Raw genomic sequence first — 13685 nt, forward strand, 5'->3', positions numbered from 1 at the left:
GAACCACCGGGGCGGCTGTGCGGTCGGAACCGGACGACCGGGTAGGGTCTGACGCCGTGCCCGGCAATCCACGCCCCCGTAGCGTGTCTCCCGTCCGACTCGGCGACCTGGCCACCCGGCTCCCGGCAGCGACGCCGGCCGAGCTGGTGGCCCCCGCGGCGGACGCCGCGGACCGGTCGGTGACCGGGGTGACCCACGCCAGCCAGGAGGTCCGCCCCGGCGACCTGTACGCCGCCCTGCCCGGTGCCCGACGGCACGGCGCGGAGTTCGCCGCCGCCGCGGCGGCGGCCGGCGCGGTGGCCGCGCTCACCGACCCGGCCGGTGCCCCCGCCGTGGCCGAGGCGGGCCTGCCCGCCCTGGTGGTGGCCGACCCCCGCGCGGTGCTCGGCGTGCTCGCCTCCGCCGTCTACGGCGACCCGACCGAGGGGCTGACCGTCATCGGGATCACCGGCACCGCCGGCAAGACCTCCACCGCGTACCTGGTCGAGTCGGGCCTGCGCGCCGCCGGCCACGTCACCGGCCTGATCGGCACGGTGGAGACCCGGCTGGGCGACCTGGTGCTCGACAGCGTCCGGACCACCCCGGAGGCCACCGACCTGCACGCCATGCTCGCCGCCGCCCGGGAACGCGGCGTCACCGCCGTGGTCATGGAGGTGTCCAGCCACGCGCTGGCCATGGGCCGGGTCGGCGGGGTCCGGTTCACCGTCGGCGGGTACACCAACTTCGGCTCCGACCACCTCGACTTCCACGCCGACGCGGCGGACTACTTCGCGGCCAAGGCCCAGCTCTTCGACGGTCGCTGCGCGGTGGAGGTGCTCAACCACGACGACCCGGCGCTGCGCCCGCTGGTCAAGCCGACCACGGTCGGCTACTCGGCCGCCGGTGACCCGGCCGCCACCTGGTGGGCCGGCGACGTCGACGGCGACGGGTACGCCCAGCGGTTCACCGCGCACGGCCCGGACGGCCTCGTCCTGTCGGGCGGGGTGGCCCTGCCCGGCCGGCACAACGTGGCCAACGCGCTGCTGGCGATCGCCGCCCTGGTCGGCGCCGGGGTCGACCCGGCCACCGCGGCGACCGGCGTGGCCGCCTGCGGCGGGGTGCCGGGGCGACTGGAACTGGTCGGCGCCGGCCCGGTGCGGGGCGTCGTCGACTACGCGCACAAGGCGGACGCCATCGTCGCCGCGCTGGCCGCGCTGCGGGAGCTGAGCGCCGGCCGGCTGATCTGCGTGATCGGTGCCGGCGGCGACCGGGACCGGGGCAAGCGCCCGGTGATGGGGGCCGCCGCGGCGGAAGGGGCCGACGTGGTGCTGGTGACCGACGACAACCCACGGACCGAGGACCCGGCGGCGATCCGGGCCGAGGTGCTGGCCGGGGCGTACCGGGCCGGCGCTGCCGCCCGGATCATCGAGGTGCCGGGCCGGCGCGCGGCCATCGACGAGGCGGTCCGGCTGGCCGAGCCGGGCGACGTGGTGGCCCTGCTCGGCAAGGGGCACGAGCGCGGGCAGGAGGTCGCCGGGCAGGTGCACCCCTTCGACGACCGGACCGAGCTGGCCGACGCGCTGCGGGTCCGCTTCGGTGACCTGGCGGGTCGCCGATGATCCCGCTGAGCCTGGCCGAGGTGGCCGCCGCGGTCGGTGGCCGGCTGGTCGCCGCCGACCCCGAGGCCCGGGTCACCGGGCCGGTGGAGTTCGACTCCCGCAAGGTCGGCCCCGGCGCGCTCTTCGTCGCGTTCCCCGGGGAGCAGGTCGACGGGCACGACTACGCGGCCCGCGCGGTGGCCGCCGGGGCGGTGGCCGTGCTCGGCACCCGCGAGGTGCCCGGGGTGCCGATGGTGCTTGTCGACGACGCGCTGCCGGCGATGGGGCGGCTGGCCCGCGCCGTGGTCGACCGGCTGCCCGGCCTGACCGTCGTCGGGCTGACCGGCTCCTCCGGCAAGACCAGCACCAAGGACATGATCGCCCAGGTCACCGCCGGGCTCGGGGAGACGGTGGCCCCGCCCGGCTCGTTCAACAACGAGCTGGGGCACCCGTACACGGCGTTGCAGGCCGGGCCGGCCACCCGGTACCTGGTGCTGGAGAAGGGCGCCCGGGGGGTGGGGCACGTGCGCTACCTCTGCGACGTGGTGCCGCCCCGGATCGCCGTGGTGCTCAACGTCGGGGTGGCGCACCTCGGCGAGTTCGGCTCGCGGGAGACCATCGCGCTGGCCAAGGGGGAACTGGTCGAGGCGCTGCCCGCCGACGGGCTGGCCGTGCTCAACGCCGACGACCCCCTCGTCGACGCGATGGCGACCCGTACCGCCGCCCGGGTGGTCCGCTACGGCGAGGCGGCGCACGCCGACGTCCGGGCCGTCGACGTCACCGCCGACGAGCGGGGCCGGGCGGCGTACACCCTGGTCACCCCCGAGGGGAACGCGCCGGTGCGGCTGGCGCTGACCGGCCCGCACCAGGTGTCGAACTCCCTGGCCGCCGCGGCGGTCGCCCGCGAGCTGGGGATGTCGGTGACCGAGACGGCCGCCGCCCTCGGCGCGTTGCGGCTGGTCTCCACCCGGCGGATGGACGTCTTCGACCGGGCCGACGGGGTGACCGTGATCGACGACTCGTACAACGCCAACCCGGCCTCGATGGCGGCGGCGCTGCGTGCGCTGGCCGACCTCGGCGAGGGCCGGCGCAGCGTCGCGGTGCTCGGCTACATGGCCGAGTTGGGGCCGTTCGAGCGGGACGGCCACCTGGAGGTCGGCCGGCTCGCGGCCGACCTGGGCGTCGACCGGCTGCTCGTGGTGGGCGAGCCGGCGGCGCCGATCCACGAGGGCGCTACAGCAGTGAGGGACTGGGGAGGAGAGTCGGTGCTGCTCACCGATCAGGCGGCGGCCGTCGAGGTGCTGCGCAGCGAGCTACGACCGGGCGATGTGGTCCTGGTGAAGGGCTCCCGGTACCGCACCTGGGAGGTGGTCGACGCGCTGCGCGCCGAGGCGACCACCGGGGGTGGCGCCGCATGAGGGCGGTCATCGTCGCCATCGGGGTCGCCTTCCTGGTGTCGCTGTTCTGCACCCCGATCGCGATCCGGGTGTTCACCCGGCTCAAGGCCGGGCAGCCGATCCGGGCCGAGGGCCCGCAGATGCACCAGGGCAAGAAGGGCACCCCGACGATGGGTGGCGTGGTGTTCATCCTCGCCACGGTCATCGCGTACGTCGCCGGGCACCTCGCCCTGACCACCCTGCCGGACGCGCAGATCGCCCAGGTCGAGCCGACCATCACCGCCCTGGTGCTGCTGGGGCTGATGGTCTTCTGCGGCGCGGTGGGCTTCATCGACGACTTCCTCAAGGTCCGCAAGCGGCACAGCGGTGGCCTGAGCGCGCGGGGCAAGCTGCTCGGCCAGATCCTGGTCGGCGCGGTCTTCGGGGTCGTCGCCCTGTACTTCCCGAGCACCATGACCGACGCCAGCGGCGCGCTGACCAACACCGAGACGGTGGGCAGCACCACGCTGAGTTTCATCCGGGACATCCCGGCGCTGGACGTCACCAAGATCGGCGCGGTGGTCATCTTCATCTTCGTGGTGATGGCCTCGACGAACGGCGTGAACCTCACCGACGGCCTCGACGGCCTGGCCACCGGCGCCTCGGTGATGGTGCTCGCCGCGTACGCCCTGATCGCCTTCTGGCAGTACCGGCACTGGTGCGCCGACCCGACGTACACCGCCAACCCGAACAACTACTGCTACACGGTGCGGGACCCGCTGGAGATCGCGTTGATCGCCGGGGCGGCGGCCGGGGCCTGTGTGGGCTTCCTCTGGTGGAACACCTCGCCGGCGCGGATCTTCATGGGCGACACCGGCGCCCTCGGGCTGGGCGGTCTGATCGCCGGGATGGCGATGTCCACCCGGACGATCATGCTGCTGCCGATCATCGGCGGGCTGTTCGTGATCATCACGATGTCCGTGGTGATCCAGATCATCTCGTTCAAGACCACCGGCAAGCGGGTCTTCCGGATGTCCCCCCTCCAGCACCACTTCGAGTTGGCCGGGTGGAGCGAGGTCAACATCGTGGTCCGGTTCTGGATCATCGCCGGCATCGGGGTGGCGATCGCGCTCGGCCTGTTCTACAGCGACTTCCTCGCCAACATGGGCTGACCCCCGCCGCGCCGCCCGCCCCGGGTCAGGTGTTAGGAAGGGGCCCCTTTACCACCGTATGCGTTAACAGGGGGCCCTTCCTTTCCCGGTTCGACACGCCGAGTCGGGCGTTGGGCGGGTGGCGGTGCCGCTGAGCGGCAATGATGAACGGGTGGGGGAGGACCGAGGCTCCGGCGGGACAGACGTACGGCAGCGGGAGAGGGCGGGCGCGAAACGGTCCGCCGACCCGCCTGCCGGGCTGCGCGGGCTGGACGCCACCGGGCCGTTGGCGGCGCTGCGCGGCCTGCTGTCCCGGCCCCTCGCCTCCTACTACCTGTTGATCTCCAGCGCGGGCCTGCTGCTGGTGATCGGCCTCACCATGGTCTTCTCCGCGACCAGCGTCCGGGAGTACGCCACCGGCGGCAACGCCTTCGCCGCGCTGACCAAGCAGGCCATGTTCGCGGTGATCGGCATCGTCGCGTTCTGGGTCTGCCAGCGGCTGCCCGCCCGCACCTACCGGGTGCTGAGCCGCCCCGCCCTGGCCGTGGCGGTCGGGCTGCTCCTGCTGCTCAACCTGATGCTCGTGGTGGCCCGGCTCAGCGGGCAGGACTCCGCGCAGTTCGGGCCGCTGGAGGCCCGGCTGCTCTGGCTGATCCTCGGCGGCATCCAGGTGCAGCCCTCCGAGCTGGCCAAGTTCGCCCTGGTGCTCTGGGGGGCGCACGTGCTGGCCCGCAAGGGGGCGGCGCTGGGCTGGTGGCGGGAGCTGGCCACCCCGCTCTTCCCGGTGGTCGGGCTGCTCTTCGTCCTGGTCGGGTACAACGACGTCGGCACCATGCTCTGCCTGCTCGCGGTGGTGGTCGGGCTGCTCTGGGCGGCCGGCGTGCGGGCCCGGGTCTTCGCGGCCCTGTCGGTGGTCGGGCTCGCCGGGGTCGGCCTGCTCATCGCCGCCGCCTCGCTCGGCGCCGGCTCCGGGGCGCGCGGCGAGCCGAACTACCGGCTGGCCCGGCTGACGTACTTCATCAAACCGCCGGAGCAGTGCTTCGAAGAGGGCTGCTACCAGATGGGCCAGGGCCGCAACGCCATCGACAACGGCGGGTGGTTCGGGGTCGGGCTGGGCAAGAGCGTGCTGAAGTGGGACTGGCTGCCCGAGGCGCACAACGACTTCATCTTCGCCATCGTGGCCGAGGAGCTCGGCGTGGTCGGCTGCGCGGTGATCCTCGCCCTGTTCGCGGTGCTGGCGTACACCGGGCTGCGGATCGCCCGGCGGGTCGACGACCCGTTCCGCCGGCTCGCCGCCGCCGCCGTCACCACCTGGCTGGTCAGCCAGGCCGTGATCAACATCGGCGGGGTGGTCGGCCTGCTGCCGATCACCGGCGTACCCCTGCCGTTCATCTCCGACGGCGGAAGTGCCCTGGTCGTGACGCTGGCGGCGCTCGGCATGCTGGCGTCGTTCGCCCGCGCCGAGCCCGACGCGGCCCGAGCCCTGCATGCCCGTCCGCCGGCCCGATGGGTCCGACTACTCTGGGCCCCGTTGCCGCCGCTCCCCGCCGGGCGTCGCCGGCCGGCGCCGAAGGCTGCCCGCGCTCCGGCCCCCCGGGCGCGGACCCGGCGGCAGGAGAATCCGGGCCGCACCCCGCGGCGCCCGGCCGACCCGGACGGGCGCCGGGGCGGCGACTGAGAGGAGACGTTGATGGGTCCGCTGCGTTCGGTGGTGCTCGCGGGAGGTGGCACCGGGGGACACATCTACCCGTTGCTCGCCTTCGCCGACTGCCTGCGCCGACACGACCCCGGCGTCCGGATCACCTGCCTGGGCACCCCCAAGGGCCTGGAGAACGAGCTGATCCCGCCGCAGGGCTACGACCTGCGGCAGATTCCGGCGTACCAGCTCCCCCGGTCGGTCAACATGAACCTGGTCAAGACCCCGGGTCGGATGTGGACGGCGGCCCGCGCGGCGGGCCAGGTCATCGACGAGGTCCGCGCCGACGCCGTGGTCGGCTTCGGCGGGTACGTCTCGGTGCCCGCGTACCTGGCCGCCTGGCGGCGGGAACTGCCGATCGTCATCCACGAGGTGAACGTCCCGCCGGGCGTGGCGAACCGGCTCGGGATGAAGTTCACCAAGCACGTCGCGGTGGGCTTCCCGCACCAGCCGCAGCAGGCCGAGGCGCTGCGCGACGCCCGGGTGGTCGGGGTGCCGCTGCGCCGGGGCATCGCCGGGCTGGACCGGGCCCGCAACGCCGCCGCCGCGCGTGCCCACTTCGGGCTCCGCCCCGACCTGCCGGTGCTCTTCGTCGCCGGGGGCTCGCAGGGCGCCCGCTCGATCAACCTGGCGGTCTCCGGCGCGGCCAAGGAACTGGCCCGCAACGGCATCCAGGTGCTGCACGTCATCGGCGCCCGCAACGAGCCGGTGCCGGTCCCCACCGACCTGCCGGTGCCGTACGTGACCCTGCCGTACCTGTCCCAGATGGAGGCCGGGTACGCCGCCGCCGACCTGATGCTGGGCCGGGGCGGGGCGATGACCTGCGCCGAGGTGGCCGCCATCGGGCTGCCCACCATCTACGTGCCGTACCCGCACAGCAACCAGGAACAGAAGCGCAACGCGCTGCCCGTGGTGGAGGCCGGTGGCGGGCTCCTCGTCGACGACGCCGAGCTGACCCCGGACTGGGTGGAGCGGACGGTCGTCCCGCTGATCCGCGACCCGCGGCGGCTCGCCGCGATGGGCGCGGCGGCGGCGGCGTACGGGCGGCGCGACGGCGACGAGGCGCTGCTGAACTTCGTCTACGAGGCGGTCAACCGGTGAACGCCGCGCCGACCGCGACTGGAAGGTACCCGTCATGAACACCGCGCAGTTCACCCCGGCCGGCACCCTGACCGCCGAGGACCTGGGCACGATCCACCTGATCGGGGTGGGCGGGGTCGGCATGAGCGGCCTGGCCCGGCTGTTCCTCACCCGGGGCCTGCCGGTCTCCGGCAGCGAGCTGCGGGAGTGGCCCTCCCTGGCCGGGCTGCGCGCGCTCGGCGGGACGATCCACATGAGCCACGAGGCGACCAACCTGGACGGCGTCGACACCGTGGTCTACTCCACCGCGATCCCGCAGGACCATCTGGAGCTGGTCGAGGCCCGCCGCCGGGGACTGCGGGTGCTGCACCGTTCGGAGGCGCTCGCGGCGGCGATGACCAACCGCCGCGCGGTCGCCGTCGCCGGCACCCACGGCAAGACCAGCACCACCTCGATGGTGACCATGGTGCTCCAGCAGGCCGGGCAGGACCCGTCCTTCGTCATCGGCGGGGAGATCTCCGAGGTGGGCTCCGGCGCCCACCACGGCACCGGTGAGCACTTCGTGGTGGAGGCCGACGAGAGCGACCGGTCCTTCCTGATCTACCGCCCGTTCGTCTCGATCATCACCAACGTCGAGGCGGACCACCTGAACACCTACGGCGACCTGGCCACCCTGGAGGCGGCCTTCGCCGACTTCGCCCGGCTCACCGACCCGGACGGGTACGTCATCACCTGCGCCGACGACCCGGGCGGCCGGCGGCTGGCCGAGACGCTGCGCGCCGAGGGCCGGCGGGTGTACACCTACGGCGAGGCGCCCGACGCCGACCTGCGGTTAAGCGCGATGGCCTCCTCCGCGCGCGGGGTGCGGTACCTGGCCGAGATCGATGGGGAGTCGCTGGGCGAGATCCGGATGCCGGTACCGGGGCGGCACATGGCGCTCAACAGCGCCTCGGCGGTGCTCACCGGGTACCTGCTGGGGCTGCCGGTGGCGGCGGCCGAGGCCGCGCTCGGCGCCTTCCCCGGGGTCCGGCGGCGGTTCGAGCGCAAGGGCGTCGCCGACGAGGTGCTGGTCTACGACGAGTACGCCTACCACCCGACCTCGATGACGTTGGCCCTGCAGACGCTGCGCGAGGTGGCCGGGGACGGCCGGCTGATCGTGGTCTTCCAGCCGTACCGGGTCTACCGCACCCGCGACCTCCAGGCGGAGATCGCCGCCGCGCTCGGCATCGCCGACGAGCTGGTGCTGCTGGAGGTCTTCGGCCCCGGGGAGCTGCGCCAGCCGGGCGAGGGCTCGGCCGCGCTGGTCGAGGTGGTGCCGCTGCCGGCCGAGCACAAGGTCTTCGTCGACTCCTGGGACGACGCGCCGGTGGAGGTGGCCCGCCGGGCGCGCCCCGGTGACGTGGTGGTCACCATGGGCGCCCCGCCGATCTCGCTGATGGGCGACCAGTTGCTCGACGCCCTGCTCGCCCGGACCGGTGTCGCCACGCCCGGCCCGATCCTGACCCCGGGCACGCCGGGTGCGCCGGTGACCGCCGGCCCGACCGGGGCCACCGGGACGCCGGGCCCGGCGGCGCCGGCCACCGGCGGCGGTCCGGACGGCGCGGCGCCCGCCGCCGGATGAGCCCGGGCCCGTCCCGGGGCCGTACCCCCGGCCCACGCCGGGGCGCGGCGGCGGCCCGCACGCCGGAGGGCGGCGGCCGGCGGGGGGCCGAGGGCGGGGGCCGGCGCGGGCCGGACCCCGGTGGCGGCCGGCGCGGCCCGAACCGCCGGTGGCAACTGGTCCGGGCCGGCTCCGACGCGGTGCCGGCGTCCACCCGGCGCTTCATGGCCCGCGCCCGGCAACGCCGGGTCCGGGCGGCGCTGCCCTGGGCGGTCGCGGCCGGGGTGCTCCTGCTCGCCGGGCTGGTCGCCTGGACGCTCCTCGGCACCGGCCTGTTCGGGGTCCGGGAGGTCCGGGTGGTCGGCGCCGACCTGGTGACCCCGGTGCAGGTCCGGGACGCGGCGGCGGTACCGGACGACACGCCGCTGGCCCGGGTGGACCTGACCGCCGTGGCCGCCCGGATCGGCGACCTCGCGCCGGTGGAGCGGGTCACGGTGGACCGGCAGTGGCCGGACACCCTGGTGGTCCGGCTGGTGGAGCGGACCGGGGTGGCCGTGGTGCCGCAGGGGGACGCGTACGCGGTGATCGACCGGACCGGCGTGGTCTTCCGTACCCTGGCGGAGCCGCCACCGGCCCTGCCGGTGGTCCGGGTGGCCCGGCCCGGGCCGGCCGACCCGGGTACCCGGGCCGCGCTGGAGGTCCTCGGGGTGCTCACCCCGGAACTGCGCGAGCGGCTGCGGGACGTGCACGTGGAGGGGTTGGCCCGGATCAGCCTGCGGCTGCGCGACGAGCGGACGGTGTTCTGGGGCGACGCCACCCGGGGCGCGGAGAAGGCGCGGGTGGCCACCGCGCTGCTCGGCCAGCCGGCCGAACGGGTCGACGTGAGCGCCCCGGACGTGGTGACCGTCAAGTGACCGGGGCCGCCCGTCGTGCGGTGGGGTGAGTCGCCGCTCAGCCGGCCCGTGTTCCGGCCGGTCGGACGTGACTCGTGGCGCTCCGGCGGCGACACGCCGGGCAGGTCCTTGGCTCATCGCGTGAGGGCGCTTACGTTGCCCCGAAGAGGATCAGTGGTTGACATAACTGTAAGCCTCTAGTAGAGGGTTAGGGTTCAGTCTCGATCCTCCACAGGGGACAGCTGTCGTCGGCCGCGGATCTGGCCACGCCGTACCGGGGCGGCGCGAAGCCAATCTCGAAGGGAAAGGACCGGAGATGACACCTCCGCACAACTACCTGGCGGTCATCAAGGTCGTCGGCATCGGGGGCGGCGGGGTCAACGCCGTCAACCGGATGATCGAGGTTGGGCTCAAGGGCGTCGAGTTCATCGCGATCAACACCGACGCGCAGGCGCTGCTGATGAGCGACGCCGACGTCAAGCTCGACGTCGGGCGCGAGCTGACCCGGGGGCTGGGCGCGGGCGCCAACCCCGACGTCGGCAAGAACGCCGCCGAGGACCACCGCGACGAGATCGAGGAGGTGCTCAAGGGCGCCGACATGGTCTTCGTGACCTGCGGCGAGGGCGGCGGCACCGGCACCGGCGGCGCGCCGGTGGTCGCCAACATCGCCCGCAAGCTCGGCGCGCTGACCATCGGCGTGGTGACCCGGCCGTTCTCGTTCGAGGGCAAGCGCCGCCAGGTGCAGGCCGAGGCGGGCATAGAGGAGCTGCGCAACCAGTGCGACACGCTCATCGTCATCCCCAACGACCGGCTGCTCGCCCTCGGTGACCGCAACATCAGCATGATGGACGCCTTCCGCACCGCCGACCAGGTGCTGCTCTCCGGTGTCCAGGGCATCACCGACCTGATCACCACCCCGGGTCTGATCAACCTGGACTTCGCCGACGTCAAGAGCGTGATGAGCGGGGCCGGCAGCGCGCTGATGGGTATCGGCAGCGCCCGGGGGGAGAACCGCGCGGTCGAGGCGGCCGAGGCGGCCATCTCCAGCCCGCTGCTGGAGCAGAGCATGGACGGGGCCCGGGGCGTGCTGCTCTCCATCGCGGGCGGCTCCGACCTGGGGCTGTTCGAGATCAACGACGCGGCGCAACTGGTCACCGACGCCGCGCACCCGGACGCCAACATCATCTTCGGCGCGGTCATCGACGACGCGCTCGGCGACGAGGTGCGGGTCACCGTGATCGCCGCCGGCTTCGACGGTGGCGTGCCGGCGTACAAGACCAGCGAGCAGACCCGCAAGCCCAACCAGAACCAGCCCACCCCGCCGAGCACGCCGCCGCCGGCCGCCATGCCGCCGCCGGCCCAGTCGCCCCGGCGGGTGCTCTTCGACGACGTGGACGTGCCGGACTTCCTCAAGAACGGATCCTGAGCGGCGCCGATGACCGATCGAGACGGCACGGTACGCCCGGACCGGCGGGCCGAGATCGCCGCGGGGCTGGCCCAGGTCCGGGCCCGGATCGCCGACGCCTGTGCCGCCGCCGGCCGGGACCGCGCCACGGTGACCATGATCGCGGTCACCAAGACGTACCCGGCGTCGGACGTGCTGGCGCTGGCCGGCCTCGGCGTGCACGACATGGGGGAGAACCGCGACCAGGAGGCGGCCGGCAAGGCCGCCGAGGTCGCGGCGGCCGGGGTCCGGCCCCGCTGGCACTTCGTCGGCCGGTTGCAGCGCAACAAGTGCCGTTCGGTGGTCCGGTACGCCGACGTGGTCCACTCGGTGGACAGCGTCCGGCTGGCCGGCGCGCTCGACGCGGCGGCGGCGGACCGGGGTCGGCCGTTGGACGCCCTGGTGCAGGTCAGCATCGACGGCGACCCGTCCCGGGGCGGCGCGCTGCCCGGCTCCGCCGACCCGGACGTCGGGCTGGGTCCGGTGGCCGCCGCGGTGGCCGGGTCGGGCGCGCTGCGGTTGACCGGCCTGATGGCGGTGGCCCCGCTCGGGTGGGAGCCGGAGCGGGCCTTCGCCCGGTTGGCGGAGGTGGTCGCGGCGTTCCGCGCCGAGCATCCGACGGCCACCGAGGTGTCGGCCGGGATGAGCGGCGACCTGGACGTCGCGATCGGACACGGTGCGACACAGGTGCGAGTCGGTAGCGCGTTGCTCGGAATGCGTCCCACGCTGCGGTAGCCTGGCTCGGAAGAAGCAAATTACATCGCTGTTGTTTGACGGATCGGCACTCCGTATGTCCCGGGGTACGGCGGGCGGCCCGCGAACCGCTCACCGGGGATTGCCGTTCCGGTCGGGTGGGCACTTGGGGTCCATCACGACATGCGACACGGCATGGGGGCACGTGCCGCACGGCGGACGGAAGGGCGCGGGATGGGTGCACTGCGCAAGGCGGGGGTCTGGCTCGGTCTGGTCGAGGAGGACGACGAGCGGGCCTACGACGACGGTGGCTACGACAAGGGTGGCTACCGGGAGTCGCGGTACCGGCAGAGCCGGTACGCGGAGGAGTTCGCCGACGAGGACGACGACGAGGCCGACGAGCCGCCCACGCCGCCCCGGCCCCGGGCCGGCGAGCGGAGCCGGCTGAGTGACCGGTCCACGGCGCGCTCGCTGGACACTGACCGGTCCGACGCCGACCGGCCGGAGCGCCCCGAACGGCCCGAGCGCTCCAGCGTGCGGTCGATCACCCGGGCCAGCGCCGGGGAGGGGTCGGGAACCCTGTCGTACCACACCCGGGACAACCTCGCCCTGGCGCCGCAGGCGCAGCCCCGGGAGCGTCCGGCGGTGGTCGAGGAGGAGCAGCGGTACCAGATCACCACGCTGCACCCCACCACCTACCGGGAGGCCCGGACCATCGGCGAGCACTTCCGCGACGGCGTGCCGGTGATCATCAACCTCACCGAGATGGACGAGGCCGACGCCCGCCGACTGGTGGACTTCGCCGCCGGTTTGGCTTTCGGACTGCGCGGTACGATCGAGCGCGTGACCAATCGGGTGTTCCTGCTCTCACCGGCCAACGTCCAGGTCACCGCAGAGGACAAGGCCAAGATCGCCGAGGGTGGGTTCTTCAGCCTCAGTTAGACCCGCCCGAGCGAGGGACATTCACCTGCCGTGTTGTCGATCCTGCTGCAAGTCCTGTATCTCGTCCTCTACGTCTTTCTGCTCCTTCTTCTGTCCCGGTTTGTCCTGAGCGCCGTCCTGCAGTACGGTCGCCGCTGGCAGCCGGGTCGGGGCGCGTCGGCGGGACTGGAAACGGTGTGGAGCGTCACTGATCCACCCCTCAAGGCGTTGAGGCGTGTGATCCCTCCACTGCGAATTGGTACCGTGAGCATCGACCTGGCCTCCCTTGTGCTCCTGGTTATCCTGTTCGTGCTGATGGAGTTCGTGTTGAAGCGGCTGATCCTCGGGTGATGCCAACCCGCAGGTACAGCCCGCTACGCGGCCGCAACTGACCCGAGGAGTTTCGATGCCGCTGACCCCGGCCGACGTCCACAACGTCGCCTTCAAAAAGCCACCGATCGGCAAGCGGGGGTATGACGAGGAGGAGGTCGACGCCTTCCTGGACGAGGTCGAGCGTGAGCTCGCCCGTCTGATAGAGGAGAACAACGAGCTGCGTGCCCAGGTGGAGCGCGGTGGCCGCGGCGCTCCCGCCGGCCCCGGCGGCGACGCCCGCCTGGCGGCCGAGCTCAACGACGTCAAGGCCCAGCTCGACCGTGTGCAGCGCGACAAGGCCGCCGCCGAGCAGGCCGCCCGCGCCATGCAGGCGGAGCTGGAGCAGGTGCGCGCCGCCGGTGGCCCGGCCGTGACCGGGGACGGTGAGCAGCAGGCGCTGCGGGTGCTGATGATGGCCCAGCGCACCGCCGACGACCACGTCTCCGACGCCCGCCGTGAGGCCGACCAGCTCCTCTCCGAGGCCCGGTCGAAGGCCGAGGAGGTCACCCGCGAGGCGCGGGCCAAGGCCGACGCGCTGGAGCGGGACGCCCGCCAGCGGCACCAGGAGGCGATGGGCGGTCTGGACGCCAAGCGCACCGCCCTGCAGAAGCACATCGAGGAGCTCAAGCAGTTCGAGCGGGAGTACCGCACCCGGCTCAAGGCGTACCTGGAGAGCCAGCTGCGCGACCTCGACGGCCGGGGCCAGGGCCTGGAGGCCGAGATGACCCGCGCCGAGGGCAGCCGATCCGTCGGCGGCAACGGCCTCGCGGCGGCCGGCCTCGCCGGCTCCTACGGCGGCGGTCGCTCCGGAGCGCTCGAAGCCGGTCGCTGATCCACGGGTCGACGGCCGTCATGGCACGGCCGTCGACTCGCCAAGCCGGT

At 73.8% G+C, this 13685-nt stretch carries 11 protein-coding genes and 1 pseudogene; all 12 read left to right on the top strand.

Annotation, left to right across the window (positions count from 1 at the left end; translation table 11 throughout):
- The first annotated feature begins 17 nt into the window (after positions 1-17).
- Positions 18-1598, top strand: a complete 1581-nt coding sequence (locus ACQUFX_RS02680) for a UDP-N-acetylmuramoyl-L-alanyl-D-glutamate--2,6-diaminopimelate ligase (protein ID WP_428964453.1) — start codon at positions 18-20, stop codon at positions 1596-1598.
- Complete coding sequence (locus ACQUFX_RS02685; protein ID WP_428964454.1) at positions 1595-2995, top strand: UDP-N-acetylmuramoyl-tripeptide--D-alanyl-D-alanine ligase; 1401 nt, start codon at positions 1595-1597, stop codon at positions 2993-2995. The genes ACQUFX_RS02680 and ACQUFX_RS02685 overlap by 4 nt, the downstream gene beginning before the upstream one ends.
- Positions 2992-4125: a phospho-N-acetylmuramoyl-pentapeptide-transferase gene (gene mraY / locus ACQUFX_RS02690; RefSeq protein WP_067373262.1), complete on the top strand. Its 1134-nt coding sequence runs from the start codon at positions 2992-2994 to the stop codon at positions 4123-4125. Before ACQUFX_RS02685 ends, mraY begins: the two co-directional genes overlap by 4 nt.
- Before the next feature lie 265 nt (positions 4126-4390).
- Positions 4391-5795 (top strand): annotated as a pseudogene (locus tag ACQUFX_RS02695) (FtsW/RodA/SpoVE family cell cycle protein).
- Positions 5795-6901: an undecaprenyldiphospho-muramoylpentapeptide beta-N-acetylglucosaminyltransferase gene (gene murG / locus ACQUFX_RS02700; protein WP_067373260.1), complete on the top strand. Its 1107-nt coding sequence runs from the start codon at positions 5795-5797 to the stop codon at positions 6899-6901. Before ACQUFX_RS02695 ends, murG begins: the two are co-directional and overlap by 1 nt.
- 34 nt (positions 6902-6935) lie before the next feature.
- Complete coding sequence (gene murC, locus ACQUFX_RS02705) at positions 6936-8501, top strand: UDP-N-acetylmuramate--L-alanine ligase (RefSeq protein ID WP_428964455.1); 1566 nt, start codon at positions 6936-6938, stop codon at positions 8499-8501.
- Positions 8498-9394, top strand: a complete 897-nt coding sequence (locus ACQUFX_RS02710; RefSeq protein WP_428964456.1) for a cell division protein FtsQ/DivIB — start codon at positions 8498-8500, stop codon at positions 9392-9394. The genes murC and ACQUFX_RS02710 overlap by 4 nt, the downstream gene beginning before the upstream one ends.
- A gap of 295 nt (positions 9395-9689) precedes the next feature.
- Positions 9690-10799 carry a cell division protein FtsZ gene (gene ftsZ / locus ACQUFX_RS02715; RefSeq protein WP_428964457.1) on the top strand — a complete coding sequence of 370 codons (1110 nt, stop codon included), beginning with the start codon at positions 9690-9692 and terminating at the stop codon, positions 10797-10799.
- A 9-nt stretch (positions 10800-10808) separates the two neighbouring features.
- The gene (locus ACQUFX_RS02720) at positions 10809-11552 is read left to right on the top strand and encodes a YggS family pyridoxal phosphate-dependent enzyme (RefSeq protein ID WP_428964458.1); all 744 of its coding nucleotides are present in this window, start codon (positions 10809-10811) and stop codon (positions 11550-11552) included.
- 192 nt (positions 11553-11744) lie between these two features.
- A complete protein-coding gene (locus ACQUFX_RS02725) occupies positions 11745-12452 on the top strand; it encodes a cell division protein SepF (RefSeq protein ID WP_428964459.1) in 708 nt (235 codons plus the stop codon).
- Between the two features lie 30 nt (positions 12453-12482).
- Positions 12483-12782 (top strand): YggT family protein, encoded by a 300-nt coding sequence (locus ACQUFX_RS02730; RefSeq protein WP_067365236.1) that lies wholly within the window; start codon positions 12483-12485, stop codon positions 12780-12782.
- Between the two features lie 55 nt (positions 12783-12837).
- Positions 12838-13635 (top strand): DivIVA domain-containing protein, encoded by a 798-nt coding sequence (locus ACQUFX_RS02735; protein WP_428964460.1) that lies wholly within the window; start codon positions 12838-12840, stop codon positions 13633-13635.
- Positions 13636-13685: the final 50 nt, after the last annotated feature.

The sequence above is a fragment of the Micromonospora fluostatini genome, assembly GCF_050410825.1.
Classification (GTDB): domain Bacteria; phylum Actinomycetota; class Actinomycetes; order Mycobacteriales; family Micromonosporaceae; genus Micromonospora; species Micromonospora rosaria.